Source organism: Clostridium sp. KLE 1755 (assembly GCF_000466465.2).
GTDB classification, from domain to species: Bacteria; Bacillota; Clostridia; order Lachnospirales; family Lachnospiraceae; genus Eisenbergiella; species Eisenbergiella porci.
This window is the reverse complement of record NZ_KE992732.1, coordinates 38,625-54,960: the sequence shown is the minus strand read 5'-3', so window position 1 is coordinate 54,960 and position 16,336 is coordinate 38,625. Positions and strand designations below refer to the sequence as shown.

At 49.8% G+C, this 16,336-nt stretch carries 12 protein-coding genes; 2 read left to right on the top strand and 10 right to left on the bottom strand.

Translation table 11 applies throughout. The features are described 5' to 3' along the window. Positions 1 to 5 precede the first annotated feature (5 nt). The 9 genes from HMPREF1548_RS17310 to HMPREF1548_RS17270 form a co-directional block, all read right to left on the bottom strand. Complete coding sequence (locus tag HMPREF1548_RS17310; protein ID WP_051358430.1) at positions 6 to 899, bottom strand: carbohydrate ABC transporter permease; 894 nt, start codon at positions 897 to 899, stop codon at positions 6 to 8. 62 nt (positions 900 to 961) lie between these two features. Next, positions 962 to 1,891, bottom strand: a complete 930-nt coding sequence (locus tag HMPREF1548_RS17305; RefSeq protein ID WP_025488282.1) for an ABC transporter permease — start codon at positions 1,889 to 1,891, stop codon at positions 962 to 964. A 148-nt stretch (positions 1,892 to 2,039) separates the two neighbouring features. Beyond that, entirely contained in the window at positions 2,040 to 3,692 is a 1,653-nt protein-coding gene (locus tag HMPREF1548_RS17300; protein ID WP_021637677.1) for an extracellular solute-binding protein, read from the bottom strand. A gap of 221 nt (positions 3,693 to 3,913) precedes the next feature. Then, positions 3,914 to 5,881 (bottom strand): helix-turn-helix domain-containing protein, encoded by a 1,968-nt coding sequence (locus HMPREF1548_RS17295; protein ID WP_157065703.1) that lies wholly within the window; start codon positions 5,879 to 5,881, stop codon positions 3,914 to 3,916. A gap of 269 nt (positions 5,882 to 6,150) precedes the next feature. Next, positions 6,151 to 6,849, bottom strand: a complete 699-nt coding sequence (locus HMPREF1548_RS17290) for a GTP pyrophosphokinase (protein WP_021637674.1) — start codon at positions 6,847 to 6,849, stop codon at positions 6,151 to 6,153. A 179-nt stretch (positions 6,850 to 7,028) separates the two neighbouring features. Further along, positions 7,029 to 8,672, bottom strand: a complete 1,644-nt coding sequence (locus tag HMPREF1548_RS17285) for a DUF4091 domain-containing protein (RefSeq protein ID WP_021637673.1) — start codon at positions 8,670 to 8,672, stop codon at positions 7,029 to 7,031. A gap of 119 nt (positions 8,673 to 8,791) precedes the next feature. Continuing rightward, on the bottom strand, positions 8,792 to 10,441 hold the full coding sequence (locus tag HMPREF1548_RS17280) for an extracellular solute-binding protein (RefSeq protein ID WP_021637672.1): 1,650 nt from the start codon (positions 10,439 to 10,441) through the stop codon (positions 8,792 to 8,794). A gap of 33 nt (positions 10,442 to 10,474) precedes the next feature. Then, positions 10,475 to 11,350 carry a carbohydrate ABC transporter permease gene (locus HMPREF1548_RS17275; protein WP_021637671.1) on the bottom strand — a complete coding sequence of 292 codons (876 nt, stop codon included), beginning with the start codon at positions 11,348 to 11,350 and terminating at the stop codon, positions 10,475 to 10,477. Positions 11,351 to 11,368: 18 nt separating this feature from the next. Continuing rightward, positions 11,369 to 12,310, bottom strand: a complete 942-nt coding sequence (locus HMPREF1548_RS17270; RefSeq protein WP_035322686.1) for an ABC transporter permease — start codon at positions 12,308 to 12,310, stop codon at positions 11,369 to 11,371. A gap of 233 nt (positions 12,311 to 12,543) precedes the next feature. On the opposite strand from HMPREF1548_RS17270, the gene HMPREF1548_RS17265 reads away from it, so the two are divergent. Both HMPREF1548_RS17265 and HMPREF1548_RS17260 read left to right on the top strand, forming a co-directional pair. Then, positions 12,544 to 14,322, top strand: coding sequence for a cache domain-containing sensor histidine kinase (locus HMPREF1548_RS17265; RefSeq protein WP_021637669.1), 1,779 nt, complete (start codon positions 12,544 to 12,546; stop codon positions 14,320 to 14,322). A 59-nt stretch (positions 14,323 to 14,381) separates the two neighbouring features. Further along, entirely contained in the window at positions 14,382 to 15,764 is a 1,383-nt protein-coding gene (locus HMPREF1548_RS17260) for a response regulator transcription factor (RefSeq protein WP_021637668.1), read from the top strand. 42 nt (positions 15,765 to 15,806) lie between these two features. Here HMPREF1548_RS17260 and HMPREF1548_RS17255 read toward each other — a convergent pair whose 3' ends face one another. Beyond that, positions 15,807 to 16,229, bottom strand: coding sequence for a tetratricopeptide repeat protein (locus HMPREF1548_RS17255; RefSeq protein WP_021637667.1), 423 nt, complete (start codon positions 16,227 to 16,229; stop codon positions 15,807 to 15,809). Between the last annotated feature and the right edge of the window lie 107 nt (positions 16,230 to 16,336).

The following is a 16,336-nucleotide window of genomic DNA, read 5'->3' as shown; positions in this document are numbered from 1 at the left end:
AGCATTCACCCCTTTACCGATCCGATCATTACGCCCTTAACAAAATATTTCTGTACAAAAGGATAGAGCACAAGCACCGGCAGGGAGGAGACGATAATTACCCCGTATTTTATGGTACGTGCGATTTCCTTCATTAATTCGATAGATTCCGGGTCTGTCACTGAAGGATCCACGGACTGGCCGGTAATCAGAATGTCCCTCAGGATCAGCTGCAGCGGATAGAGCTTGTTGTTATTGACATAAATCAGCGCATTAAAGAAGGAGTTCCAGTGCCCTACCGCATAATACAGAACCATAATGGCGATGATTGCCTTGGACAGAGGGATTACCACCCTCATAAAATACTGGAACATGTTGCAGCCGTCGATCTCCGCGGCCTCCTGCAGCTCCAGCGGCAGCGTATTTACAAAAAAGGTGCGGCACAGTATCAGGTTGAATACGGAAAAAGAGCCAAGTATCATCAGTACATAGGGCGTATCGGTGAGATGCAGCCCTTTGACGATTAAGTAGGTGGGAATCAGGCCGCCTGAAAAATACTTGGTGATGATCAGCAGCTTCATGACAACGCCCCTGCCCGCCATATCCGGCCGGGAAAGGGCATAGCCTGCCGGAATGGTGAGGAACAGGGCAATCAGCGTACCGAACAGCGTATACCGGATGGTGTTGTAATAACCTGTCCAAATCCGCCTGTCGCTCAGGATATAACGGTAGCCCTCCCAGGTAACCCCTTTGGGAAAAAGAAGAACCTTCCCGGAGGCCACCAGCTCCGGGCTGCTCACAGATGCAATGATAACGAACCACAGCGGGTAAAGCACCGCCAGTGTAAGCAATATTACGCTTGCATAGACAATTGTCAGAAATACCTTATCCGACAGGCACAGCCGTTTAAAATTTTTCATAATTACCTCTTTCTGCATATCGCAGGCATGCCTGCAATGCTGCGTCTTTCAGACCTTGCCTCCTACCACAGACTGTTTTCCGAAGTCCGGCGCGCAATCGTATTGACCGCCAGAAGCAGCAGCAGGTTTATCACGTTGTTGAAAACACTGATTGCCGCCGAATAGCTGAACTGCCCGCCCTGGATGCCCACCTTATAAACATAGGTGGAAATAATTTCGGAATAATCCAGGTTAATATTGTTCTGAAGCAGGAATACCTTTTCAAAGCCCACGTCCATGATCTCTCCGGTACGCATGATGAGCATAATCACCATGGTGGGAATAATAGACGGTATGTCGATAAAAAGCATTCTCTGGAATCTGGTCGCACCGTCCACCGTAGCCGCTTCATGAAGCTCCGGCCCTACGGAGGTGAGCACCGATATGTACATGATGGACCCCCAGCCGATTCCCTTAAGCACTCCGGACCAGACATAAATATGCCGGAAATTCGCAGGATTTGACAGGAAATTCACCGGATCTATACCCAGAATCATCAGAATCTGGTTGATAATGCCGTCGCTGGCAAGAAATATCAGAATCATGCCGCAGAATACCACTGTGGAGATGAAGTGCGGCGCATAGGTCACCATCTGGGAAAACTTTTTCAGCTTTTTGCTGCTGATATAATTCAAAAACAGGGCAAACAGTATGGGCAGCGGAAATTCCGCTATCAGAGAATAAAGGCTCAGCGCCAGCGTGTTCCATACCAGATTCGTAAACTGATAGGATTCAAAAAAAGTCTTAAAGTGCTTCAGGCCCACCCAGGCGCTTCCCCATATGCCGTCGGCAACTCTGTAATCCTTAAAAGCCAGCTGGATCCCATACATGGGAAGATAGCTGAACAGCAGGACATAAATCATCATGGGAAGGACAAAAAGATAGCAGCCCCAGCTTCTTCTCAGTTTTTTCAGGCTGCGTCCCCTGTTCTTATTCATTTTGTTACTTTTCATATATGCTCCCATCTGCGCGCTGAAGCGCACATAAAAATAAGGGAGTGTGAAACCGCTTTTTCACACCTGCTCCCGTCCGCGCATTTTGGCGCGAGTGTAATTCAACGGACCAGCCGCGGGGTTAAAATCCCCGCAGCCTGCCCGCGCCTTATTTGTTCATGGAGTCCACGAATTCCTGGCAGAGCGCCGTATATTCATCCACCTTCAGGCTCTCCAGCTTTTTCAGGTGATCCTGCCATTTCGCGTCATCGATGCCGTTAATGATGGAATCCGCAATGAATTTCTTAAGGTAAGTGTCAATATCCGCACTCAGCACGGATCTTCTCTCCGCATTTTCCAGGGAAGCGGTTCCGGCCGGCAGGGATACCACGCCGTATTCCATCTGTTCCTTTACAGCCTCAAGCTTCAGATCTCTCGGCCATTTGTCATCGTAGATAAGTGCAAGGTCATATTCGTTTCTCCACAGGGACGGGGTGACGCCTGCAAAGCTTTCCGCATTCCTGTATTCAGCCTTTGTCTTGTAGCCGCCGTGCTCTTCCAGTACCTGTGCATCCATGGTGAGGAACATGGGAACCTCTTTGCCGTCCTTTTCCACGATATCCCACCATACGCCGCGTTCCCCGCGGCCCCATAACAGTGCCTGCTCCAGGGTGGAATTGATATAGTCATACCATCTTACCAGCGCCGCCGGATTCTTACAGTTTTTGCTGATGACGAATCCGCCTGTCCTTGTCACATTATTGATGCCCACCATCCTGTCCCCGGAAGCATTTTTCAGAAGGGGAAGCGCACGGAAGCTGTCCGTATCGGCGGTTCCACAGTCCCCCGGATTGTAACCTGCCAGCATTCCCACCTTGTTGCCGGAGGAATCCCTTGCCGCATACTGATCGTCGCTCAGGGTAAAGACATCCTTATCGATCAGGCCTTCCTTATATAAATCATTCAAATAGGAAAGCGCATCATAATATCCCTGTTCCTTTGCGCTGAAAGTTACCTTATTATCCTTTGTAAATACATGGCTGCTGTTCTCTATCACGCCGAAGGCGCCCATCATATTGTCTATGGCGTTTCCCCATTCCCATGCGGAATTGAAGGTAAAGGGAATTTCGTCCTTTTCCCCGTTTCCATTGGGATCCTGATCTCTGAAGGCTGTCAGCACCTCCTTAAGCTCCTCGGGGGTTTCCGGCATATCCAGCCCCAGCTTATCCAGCCATGCGCCGTTAATCCAGTACTGGGTATCAATAATATTCTGTGTGGATTCATCACCGGTGGGCAGGGAACGGATTTTACCGTCAGGGGAAAGCAGCGCCTGCGGATAATCATCCCTGGTGCTGAAAAATTCGGTTACGGCCGGTGCATACTGATCCAGATAGTCATCCAGGATCGCCAGCTGTTCGAAGTTTCTCGCCATATCCACATCCCCGATAATCGCATCAGGAAGGCTGTCCGTACTGAACATAATATTGATTTTCTCATCCCAGCCTGAGGCGGGTATTTCCATCCATTCGATATGGATATTCGTTGCCTTTTCCGTTTCAATGACACAGTTTTTCTCGGCGGCCGATTTAATAGAGCTTCTTTCCGGCACTGCTATCACAAAGGTTTCCGGCTCATTTACAATGGGAAGCCCCTCCGCATTGAAATTGCTGTCCGCTTCGGCTGCCGCCGTCTGCGTCTCCTTAGATACGGTTTCGCTGCCGGACTCTTTCTTATCAGAAGCGCCGCATCCGCCCAGTATGGTTCCTCCAAGCATTACCGCACTCAATACAAGTGCACCAATTTTGGTAAATCTCTTCTTCATTTACCTTCCTCCTTTTTTCGCAGCTTTTTGTGCACTATGCACACCAGCTGTATCTGATGTGCCAATCATATCGTCATTTTTGCATTCCGTACATATCATACATTTGAATAATGTATCGCTTTCATGAAAATAATACAGGAATTTTCAATTTTCAGCCTCCAATTCATTAAAAGAATACGGGCCTGGGAGTCTCCTCCAAAGCCCGTTTTGTATGCAGCCGACTAAAAATCCTGTTTCCTGATCTGTTCCCTGTAAGCCCCCGGCGTCATACCGGTCTGTTTTTTAAACACCTCAATGAACACCGTGCTGCTTCCGTATCTCAGCAGCCGGGCAATTTCCGATACCTTTCTGTCACTTTCCTCCAGAAGCTCTCTGGCCCGATCCATTTTAATATTCTCCACATATTGCGATATGCTCATACCCTGATTCTTTTTAAAGAAATGGCTTAAGTTGGAAACGGAGGTTTCAAATTCGGAGGCCATATATTTTACGGAGAAATTGTCCTCCAGGTAATGCTCGTGAATATAGGTGAGTACATCCACGATATTTTTCTTCCGGTAGCCTCCGGCCGCTTCTGCCTGCTGCGGCCTCTCCTGTTCCTTCCTGCAGCTCAGGGCCTCCCTTATCCGCTCCTTCCACCGATCCGCGGATTTCACAAGCCCGTCTTTTTCCTCTTCGAATAAAAGCTCCGGATCCAGCTCCGCCATACGCAGCATATCCCAGAGAATACAGACGGCCGCCGTTTCCTTCACTTCCTTTATCGTATCGAACAGCCCCTCCAGCAGTACATCCGCCCGCAGCGTATCGCCAAGCTCCACCGCTTCCCGGAAGGCGTTCATCTCCACCTCCGGATAGCCCTTTCCCGTTTTATCCAGGCTGCGCAGCGCCCGGGAGGCCTCCCGGTAGGACTGCCGGATCCGGGATATGTCCATGCACAGCTCCCCGATTCCGATATCCGCGCCCATTTTGCTGCACCTGTCCCGCTTCTGTTCAAGCTCTATTCTCGTTTCGTCCGAACAGATCAGATAAACCCTGGCCTCCTCAAAAAGAGCCAGCGGATAGGCGGTGGTAATACTGCTGCCGCTCATCTGCTTATTGAAAAATTCGCATATCTCCTGGTTTCTTTCACTGTCCTGGGGAACAATAACGAAAAATTTGTACCGTCTGTTCACATAGATTCCATTTTCCAGGCAGCTTTTCCACAGTTCATCCCCCTCCTGGATATCCTGTCTCAGAAGCTCATATAAGCATTTCTCCGCCCGCAGCCTGTTGCGTTCCTCCTCCAGTTCCTCATTATTCTCCATAAGCCACTGGAAGGAACGGTAACGCCGCCTGGAAAAATACAAAGCCAGGCCAAAGCCCGTCACCACCGAACAGCCAAACCAGATGCCGTAGCCCTTCAAAAACGGCTCCATATTTTTATATACCACGGCTTTGGGAATCATCTGGATGACCTGGAACCCGGAATCCAAATCCCTCATGTATGTAAGATAATCCTTCTCCTCCTCCAGCCCATCGACGGGCTTTCCCAGCTCATACAGCACCACACCGTCGTGAATGATCCTGGTCACGCCGCTTTCCGGAAACTCGCTGATTCCGAACTGTTCCTTCAGCCTGTCCCTTGTTATGGTAAAAAGAAGGTACTGCACCTCGTTTTCTCCCGACTTTCCCCAGGTATGCAGCGGGCAGACCAGAACCATTTTCTCCTGCTGCCGCTTCCCCACCGCCTTTCTGGCACAGATGGCTTCCTCTTCCTCCGGGAAATCCCGTTCCATCATACAGATGGACTGAAAAAAATAATCCGCCTCATACAGGCCGCCGGAGGACAGCACCCGTTCCCGATCCGGCTGATAGAGATAAATATTCTCCACAAAAGGGAAATTTTCTTCCTTCTGCTTCAGATCCGTTTCAATATCCAGAAAATACCCGGGCGGCTTCTCCGCATAATAAGAATTATACCGTTTATCATATCTGCATTCCGTATTATAAAAATTGACCACGCTCATCTGCTGGTGCCAGTATTCCTCTTCCCTTTCACCATAGCTTCTGAGCATCGTCTCTATCTTCTGCACCTGCTGTCTGCCTTCCATAATAAAGACACTGCAAAACACAATGATCATTGGTATCAGCAGAACAAGATTATAGGTAATCACAAAATGAATGTAGTTCGGTTTATGCGTCTTTTTCAAACCTATACCTCCCGCATACCACAGTCCTGCCTGTGGTACGGCATCCCTCAGCAGTTGGGAAGGAACCTTCCGGCTTCCTCCGCGAATCCCTGCATCACTATGTATTATGAGGCATTTCAGAGGGTAATACAATCCTTTTCTTGCTGCATAATTTTCCCTGCCCGGAAGGAAAAAACGCCGGCCAGCCGGCGGCCGCTCCTCCGTTCTCAGCCGAAAAAAAAGATGCCCCGCCGCGGCACCTTTTTTGTAATCCTGATTCAATTTTCCCGCTATCCTCTCTCAATCCGGTTGCGTATCTCCTGCATCCTCTCATCCATGCTGCTGATGATTTCCGCGCACACCTCCAGCTCCTGCGCTATCTCCTCCGAGTGGTCAATGTCCTTTTTGTATTTCAGCTTATGCTCCAGGCTCGCCCAGAAATCCATGGCGATGGTACGGAACTGCACCTCCACCCGCATGTATTTCTTACAGTTGGAGAGGAAAATGGGCACCTCCACGATAAGATGCAGGCTGCGGTAGCCGTTGGGCTTGGGATTTGCAATATAATCTTTTTTCTCAATCAGCTTAATGTCGTCCTGCTTCACCAGCATGGCGGCCAGCGCATAGATATCGTCAGGGAAGGAGCAAATCACGCGCACCCCGGCAATATCGTTCAGTGTCTGCTCTATATTCTCAACCGAAAGGGGGACACCCTTCCTGCGCATCTTCTCAATGATGCTCATAGGCTTCTTCAGGCGGGCTTTAATGGTTTCGAAGGGGTTCCTGTTATAGGTCATGGAAAATTCCTCGTCCAGAACCCGGAGCTTGGTTTCCACCTCCATCATGGCGCAGCGGTATCTGCTCATCAGCTCCATAAAAGGGAACGCAGATTCCAGCAGCTCCTCAGGCCGCTCCCCTTGTATAATCCGGGTAAAAGGATCAGACGCCAAATCCTTTTCCTGTAATTCTTCCGTTCTTTTCTCTTCCATAATCCTTTTCCTTTATCACGGGCCGCATTCCTGCTTCACAGACTGCAGCCCGGTAATATTACGGTGATATTCTGTAATGTTTTGGCCGCATCACGGCTTCCATAAGCATAACACAAAATATTTTTTTGGAAAAGCATTCTGAAAGGCTTTATAAAGATTTAAGCTTCCTGAAATTTTTATTAACTCAGGGCACAAAGCAGTTCCTCATATACCTCCTCCATAACCTGCGGATCGTCACAATATTCCTGGTTGCTGACAAACATCCGGCCGATTAGTTTATCATACAGCTCTTCGTTTTTTTCCTTCAGCAGCCTTAAAAGTTCCACGTCCTCCGCCCCGCGCCTTTGTGCTTCCAGACGCATCCCCGGCCAGACCTCCTTCTCTGTCCCGGGATAGACAAGGAACGAATCCCCGCAGGGGAAATTTGTCCCCAGCCCTGTATCATTGGGACAGCTGGTTCCCTGGAAGGGATTCATCCCTTCCGGAAACTGATTGAAGCCCCAGTGCAGAAAACCGGTGAGATGGTTAGCCTCACAGCCCCAGAAGAGCAGCCGGTTTTTAATCAGGGCAAAGTCCAGGAAACGGTTCAGCCAGTATCCCTGGGGACCGCAGCACACATAGTTCCATACCTCTTCCCCTAAATCCGTCAGTCTCCCAAAACCTTCCCTGTCCGCTTCAAAGCCTGCCATGCCAGGTACCCAGATGTCAATACCGCCGCGGAAGGCTGCGGAGCTAACGGCCTCAATAATCCGGGCTCCAGGTAGATATTTGCGCAGCACGGATGCTGTAAGATAATACTGCCTTTTTCTGGACTCCAGCGTTTCCGGGCAGTCCACATGAATATCCGGTTCATCATGGATATGCACCATCACCTTATCGTCCCACCCGTTTTCCCGCAGAAAATCGGCCAGAGCCCGGATAAGACGAACCGTTATTTCATATCCTTCCCAGGTATCAAGATCCACGTCCGGCGCGGCCATACAACGGAAAGAAGAAGTAAAGACATCAGGCGAACCGTCCTCACGGATGCCTCTGGTCAAAAGCGGGCCTATTTCCAAATACTTCATGCCACAGTCAAAAAAACGGGCAATCCTTTCCCTTAGATAAGAAAAGTCAAACCGGTATGGATTAGTACCCGCCACGCAGGATGTATCCAATTGTATATAAAAACAGGTCTGGTGTGCCCGGCGCATCAGGGATATATATTTTTCCAGTATGTCCCCAAATGCCTGCCCCTCCGGTTTCACATTATGGAACCGGCAGATGGATGGAATACTGAACCAGTTGGTTATCTGAAAGCTTTCCCCGGGGATCCGCACCGGATACACCTCGATCTCCAGCTTCAGGCTGTACTCTCCCTCCTCCAGGTCAATCCTGATTTCCGCCTGACAGGTTCCCGCATGAATCTTCTCTTTAGGAACAAGGCAAAGGTAAATGGCCGCCTTCCCGTCTTTTACCTCCATAATTCCTTCCGGGCGCGGCGCCAGACAGTCATAAACCTGGAAAGGTGCTTTCTTTATCGTATAAGGAGGCCTTTCCTTCACCGGCTCCATAAGTACCATACCTCCGCCCTGATCCACACCATTGCCTGTATTATACTCCACCGGTACAGCCTTCATTTCATACCATTCCGCCGTAAAATCTTCACTTATGAAGGAACATACCGCTTTGCCTCCAGCTGAGGGCAGAAGCAGCTGTATCCCTCTTTTCCCATTCAACGGGGTAACAAACCGCAGCTTCTCCGGCAATGTCCCAAGCTCACTGTCCGGAAAAAGGAATTCCTCCTCCTGAGTCACCCTGCCTGATCTGATTTTTCCTTTCATACAGATTACCTCTCTTTCAAAAACAGGCGGCGCAGCCCTCCTGTTACGGTGCTGCGCTGCCTGTCTCCGGCATTTATGCCGTTTTATATCAGACCGCGGTTTCCCGCCGGCCCTGAATTTTATTTGGTAATGCCCGCCTCTTGGGCAGCTGCATTCACCTCTGCAATCATATCGCTCAGTCCCTTGGATTCATAGCTGTCCATCAGCGCATCCACCATCTTATCCACCGGCTCCGTCCCCATCATAATCTGCATGAGATCATCATCGGTATTGTATACGAAGTTATCCTTCAGCGGTGTGCTCAGGAACATAATTGCATCATAGTATTTGGGCAGATAACCGTTCTGAACCGCATCCTGATGCCTTGCCTCATTGAGTTCCCTGTACTCCATCGGACGTGTGCTGGGGAATGTCATATCCCAATCGGAAGGATTCCACATGGCAATACTGTTCACACTGGAATTGGGGTTCATGAAAGGATACTTGGAGGCCAGATCCACGCCTTCCTTCATCACAACATTACCGTCGGACAAATCATAATCCTCGCCTTCAATACCGCAGAATACCAGCCGTTTTCCCTCATCGCTGTAAAGGAAATCATACAGCTTGCAGATAGCTGCCATTTTGGCATCATCCACATTCGCAGAAATATAGCTCTCCGACCAGGATTCCGTATCCACAAAATAATATTTCTTTCCGTCTGCGCCGGGATACAGCTTTGCAATTTTCACATCATCCAGGAAGCTGCGGCCGTACAGGGCTTCATAATCCTTTCCAATCTGATCATACAGCCATGCCGGGCCGGAACCGGCGAATACCATGGCCGCCGACTGTCCCTGCAGGAACTTCTCCTTAGAGGTGTCCAGCTTTGCAAGAGCCACGTCCTTTTCAATGGTTCCCTCCTGGTACATATCCCTGGCAAGCTGCATGGCAGCCTTCATATCCCCTGCAAAATAGCCGGGTACAAACTGATCGTCCTTTACCACCCATTTTTTGTCAATGATGCCGCCGTAAGGGTATATGAATCCGCCCAGCAGGCTGGGAAGCGCCTGGGTAAGCCCGCCCACATTCTTTCCTTCCGGGTCGGCCTCGATAATTTTCTTCAGCATATCCCTGAATTCATCATAGGTTTCCGGCTCCTTGGTCACGCCTGCCGCCTGTGCCAGATCCCAGCGGTACACCACGTTCCTGTCCTGCACACTGTAGGAGATGTCACCGTAGGTCTGACGGGGTATCATATAATAATGGCCGTCTCTCATGGCCGCCACCGCCCTGTCCATCTTCAGGTATTCCTTCAGATTGGGGTAAGCGGACAAATCATCGGGAAGTGCGCGGATGACACCCTGCTCAATCCATTTCCCGTAAAAGTTCTTGCTCACAAAATCCCCTGCAAAAATATCGGGAAGCTGGCCGTTTGTCGCCCAGAGCTGGATTTTCTGGTCCGCATCGTCCCAGGTTACATTCTGGGGCACAAGCTTCACGCCTGTTTTTTCTTCTATTGTCTTGTAAATGGGATCATTTTCCCCGCCGGACAATCCGTCCTCAGCTCCCCATATGGCAATGGTAACCTCCACCGGTTCCGCACTGTCGGAAACAGCTTCTGCGGCTTCTGTGTTTTCTGCCGCCGCTGTCCCGGCCTCGGAGGCCTCCGGCGCTTTTCCCGTTTCCGCCGGGGCGCTTGTTCCTGTCTGCCCGCCGCAGCCTGCCAGTAAGCCCGCCGCTACGGTAACCGCTAATAAAGCTGCTGATAACTTCTTCATCTTTTTCATATTCTCTCTCCTTCTCTTTTTTTATTTTCAGGCCTATTCCTTAACGGAACCGACCAGTACCCCCTTTACAAAATACTTCTGCACGAAAGGATATACACACAGGATGGGCAGCATGGTGATGATAATAGTCGCCATCTGGATGGACTGGACAAATACCTTGTTATGGGTGCTCATCATGGACTGCGCCTGGGTTGCCAGCTGGCTGTTGAAATTGACCAGCACATCCCGCAGATAAATCTGCAGCGGCTTGATATTTTTATCACTGATATACAGATAGGCGTTCCACCATTCGTTCCACCGCTCCACTGCATAAAACAGCAGGAAGGTGGCCATAAACGGCTTGGAAATAGGGATAAAAATACGCGTCATCACCACAAATTCATTGGCCCCGTCAATCCTGGCCGCCTCCTCCAGGCTGGCGGGAAGGCTGACGAAATAATTTTTCATGATAATCAGGTAATAGGTGCTTATCATGCTAGGAAAAATCATGGACCAGATGCTGTTGTCCAGCCCAAGGCCGCTTACCACCAGATAGGTGGGAATCAGCCCGCCTGAGAACAGCATGGTAAATAAAATCGCGCTGAGGAAAAATCTTCTTCCTATCAGCCTTTTTCTGGACAGCACATAGGCTGCCGTAACCGAGAATACCATATTTAAGGTGGTTCCCACAATGGTAACGAACAGCGTGGTTCCCAGCGACCTGTAAAAATAGGGGTCATTCATAATGGTTTTATACCCCGTCAAATCAAATACATGAGGATACAGATACGGAGAATAGGTTGCGCTGGCCAATGTATTAGCCAGGGACACAATCAATACATTATAAAACGGATAAATGGTAATCAGTGCAACCAGCCCGAAAACCAGGTATAAAATCACATCAAACAGTGATATTTTTTTCTTCTTCATAATTCTCCCTCCTCTCTGTCAGAACAGCCCTTCTTCTCCCACGCTTACCACCGCTTTATTGGCCGCGGTAATCATGACAACGCCGATTACAGATTTCAGCAGGCCGATGGCCGTGGTATATCCAAAATTGGTTCCCACCTGGAAGGACTGGCGGAATACATAGGTGTCGATAATATCTGCCACCGGATAGACCGGGGAGGAATACAGATTGAATATCTGGTCAAAGGAAGCCCCTCCCATAATGCCGCCGATCTGGAGGATGAGCATGGTGCACACAACGCCCAGAATCCCCGGCCAGGTGATGAAGCGCATTTTCTGGAACCGGTTGGCGCCGTCTATGCTGGCCGCCTCATAAAGCTGCGGGTCAATCCCGGTCAGGGCGGCCATATAGATAATGGCGTCCCAGCCGCATTCCTTCCAGATATTGGATATCCAGATAAAGGGCCGGAAGGAGGTTAACGACATCAGCGGCGATACCTGGGGAAGGTGCAGCGCCCCCAGTACCTGGTTTACGATACCATTGGAAGCAAACATACTGATGAGGATGCCTGACAGCACTACCCAGGAAATAAAATGCGGGAAGGTAAAAACCGTCTGGAAGAATTTCTTCACACCGGGCCGCCTGATTTCATTCAGGGCTATTGCCATTAAAATCGGCATTGGAAAATGAAACAGCAGCTTCCCGAAGCTGAAAATCAATGTATTTTTAAAGGCGCGCCAGAACTCCGCATCCTTAAACATGGCCTGAAAGTGCGTAAACCCAATCCAGGGGCTGTGCCACAGTCCCGTGTTGTACTGGTAATTCTTAAAAGCCAGGGTAATTCCTCCCATGGGCAGATAACAGAAAATCACGTACCACAAAAGCACCGGAAGCAGCATGGTATAAAGCATCCAGTCATTTTTCAGATGCTTCCTGAAATTCCCTCCTGGCTTCGGGGCCGCCTTTTTTTCTCGTTTCATCCCTTTTCCCACCTCGCTATTGTGTTTTGCCTTTCTGTCATTATTATAGAAAAATACAGGCCGAATAAGTATGGTCAAATCAGGGGAGTTCCCGTTTCAAAAAATGGATAATTTTTAGAAACGGGAACTTATTTTTATAAAAATGGATTTTCTTTAGGTGGGATCCGGCATTTTTCCATACAGGGTTTGGGATGGGTATGCTATACTTTTATCCATAAGGAAGGGGGAGAATTATGTCAAAGCTATCCATTAAGAAGCAGTTTCAGATCATATTGGGGTGCATGGCCGCCCTCTGCCTGATTCTTTCCGTCGTATCCTATACTGCGCTGGACCGTCTGCTGCTGAAAAATGCCGCCGCCTACGCTAGAAATACCTCTCAGAAATTCGATGGAGAAATGAACTACCTTTTTCAGCGTATTGACTCCATTTTCAACACCCTGCTATTTGACCGTAATATCGAAGGGCTTCTACACACTCCCTATTCCTCTGAAACCCAGAAATACGTGAAGGAGCTGCTTGTCCAGTTTTCCTCTTATTCCATTATGAACCAGGATATCAGCGATATTGCCCTGGTATCCTCCGAAATGTCCTGGTCCAATGTGTATGATGCAGCTACGCTGCGCCGTCTTTCCGCACAAATGGAAGGGAGCCACGGACTTTACAGCTTCGGTTTTCTGTCCTCCCCTCTCACGGATTCCAACCGGTCCCGGGAAAAACGGATGGTCTTCGGCTGCAACGTATATGGTATGCATGAGATGGCCAACTACGGGAAATATCAGGGAAGCCTGATCCTCTCCATTGATTTAAAAAAGGCGCCGATTATTCTTCCTACACAACAGGAGGGAACCACCTATTTTCTTCTTGTTGACAATAAGGAAAATCTTTTCTCCTTTAACTGTCCGGAGGATATCACCCGCAATCTCCTGAAAAGCTGTGAAAAAAAGAACGCCTTAGCCGCAGGGGAGACCGTAGATTATGATACCCACGACTATTTGATTTACGTTACACCGGTTTCCGATATGGGGTACCATATCATCAGCGCTATTGATAAACGCCAGCTTCACCAGGAGGTCCTGCAGACCACTGTAATCATCACCTTCATTATCACGGCCTCACTTTTACTTCTGGCATTTTTCATGTATACACTGCTCCATAACATGGTTTCACCGCTGAATCAGCTTTCCTGCTATATCGGGGAAATCAGGCAGAAGCCCCTGAATAAAGAAAGAAAGCCCCTGCATTTGGACGGCTGTACGGAAATCCGCACTCTGAATGCTTCCTTCCATGAACTCCTTGATGAGCAGCAGACACTAACCCGTCAGCTTTACAACACCACGGTTTCCTTATACGAAACGGAGCTGGAAAAAAAGCAGGCGGAGCTGGAATTCCTGCGCAGCCAGATCAATCCTCATTTTCTCTACAATACCCTGGAATCCATCCGGGACATTGCCCTTGAGGAGCAGGTGCCGGAAATCGCCGGCATGTCCGACGCCCTGGCCAGGCTGTTCCGGTATAATGTAAAGGGCCAGGCAATCGTCCCCTTATCCCAGGAGCTGGAAATCACCATGGCCTATCTGGATATCCAGAAGGCACGTTTTCCCGGGAAGCTGGAGGTCATCTGCAGCGTCCGCCCGGAGGCTGGGAATGTACCTATTATGAAGTTCCTGCTCCAGCCGCTGGTGGAAAATGCAGTCTTCCACGGCATAGAACCCGCCTTACGCAAGGGTACCCTGTTCATCGGCGCAAGGGTGCAGGAAAACAGGCTGCTGATTACTATCCAGGACGACGGAATCGGCATTCCTCCGGACCAGCTTGCGCAGCTTCAGGCGCATCTGGCCGATATCAGCATCATTAACACCTATACCCAGCAGCATGTGGGCATACTCAACGTAGCGCACCGAATCCTTCTTAACTATGGAAAGGACTACGGGCTTACACTGGATTCTTCACCGGGGGAGGGAACCCGTATCCTTCTGACACTGCCCGCCGATGCCGCACAGAAGCCTGCCTGACGGGGCCTCATCAGTCCTCCTGTCCCCCTCCAAAGCAGACCCTATAAAGGAGCAAATCTATGTTTCGTGTTATCATTGCCGACGATGAAAGCAGAATTGTAAAAATGCTGACCGCTTCTATTCCCTGGACGAAGCTGGGGCTTTCCGCCGCGGGCACCGCCTCCAACGGGCTGGAAGCCCTCCGCCTTGCGGAAGAACAAAAAGCGGATATCATTATCACGGATATCCGTATGCCCGGCCTGGACGGCCTGGAGCTGTGTGAGAGGCTGCACGAATCTAATCCCAATATCCAGATCATCCTGATTAGCGGCTATGCGGACTTTTCCTATGCCCAGCGCGCTATCCAGTTGGGTGTGCTGGGCTATTGCCTGAAGCCTGTGGATATTCCCGAGCTGCAAAAGTTCCTCCGTCAGGCCGTCCGGAACATCCGAAGGGAGGTTTCCCTGCAGGCCGACACACTGCTGGATTATATGGAAGAAGGCGAAGAGTCCCCCCTGCGCGGCATCCTCCGGGATTTCGGCTTCACCGCCGGAGAACTGTATATCGCCTCCTCCGTGCGTATGCCGGACTGCGGGGAAGCGCTTGAAGCCGGGCTTACGGTCCGTCTGGGGAAAAGGAAGTATCTGTACCTGAGTGAAAAACCCTTCCAGCGGGACGCCGCCTGCCGCCTCATTGGGGAAAGCACGGAAAAATGCGGCATCAGCCTGCCCGCCGCCCCCCTGTCCCCCGCCCAGCTGAAGGACAGGGTGACGGAGGCGGAATTGATGGCCTGCCATTTTTTTATCACCGGCGCTTCCTGTCTGACGGAGGTTCCCGTTTCCGCCGGCCTTACAGAGGAATTCTTCAGACAGCTGCAGGAGGCGCTGGCTTCGCCGGATTCCCTCCTTGCCTTCCTACAGAAGCTGCAAAAACAGAACTGCGCGCTTTTTCTGGATATCGGCAGCGCCTATCGTTTTTACAACCTGGTATACGCCAGCCCCTTCCTTGATTCCTCTCCGGGAGCTGATGAACACTTCCTGAACGGTTACGAACAGCTTGCGGAAACTTACGGCTCCTTTGCAGATGTCCTCGAAGAAATGGAAGCCCGCCTGCGTATGCCGGAGCCTGTTCCGCCGCAGCCTCAGAATGCATCTGAGGCCTCCTCCTTCATGCAGATTATCAAGTATCTGAATGAAAACTATGAAAAGGATGTCTCCCTGAAAAAGCTCTCCGAGCTTTTTCACCTGAATTCCTCTTACGTAAGCTTCCTGATAAAAAATGAAACAGGCCTTACCTATTCCCAGTATCTGACGGAGCTGAGAATAGGCAAGGCCAAGGAACTGCTCTCCCACACCGATTTGAGCCTGGCTGAAATCAGTGAAGCAGTGGGCTTTAATGATTATTTTTACTTTATTAAGAAGTTTAAAAAGGTAGTGGGGGTGACGCCGGGGCATTTCGTATGAAATGCCTTACCGACCCTTTTCATTCGCGTCATCAGGCTTTTTTCAATGAAAAAAGCATTTGTTTTCTCCATTTCTCTTAACTACATGGCCAATGCCGTTTTCATCATACTCAATTTTAAAGTGTTCCTTTTTTTCAGCCGTTCCGCAGTCCTCCATTGTATATGCGGCTGCTCCCGGCCTGGAAAAGCTGCCGTAGTTCTCCATGTTCTTTCTTGCAGGAAGAAAAGTGGGATCCAGTACCGAAGCCGCCCGGAAATGCTTCATGGCTGCAACATGGTTTCCCTGCATCTCCATCAGAATTCCCAGCAGGTTATGAGGCTGCGCCGCATCCGGATACTCCTTCATTGCTTCACATATCATCTCCCTGGTTTCTCCCATACAACAGTCATTTAAAAGACCTCTTACATTTTCACTTAACCAATCCAAATATTCCTGCTTTGTTCCCGCTATTGTTGCTGTTCTCATTTTCACTGCTCCTATTATTTCCTTTTGATAAACTTATTTTAAAGGAAAGCCTGTGAGAGTGGTGTGAGAGTTTAGGGCAGGCGTGTGAGAATGTTGTGAATTAAAAT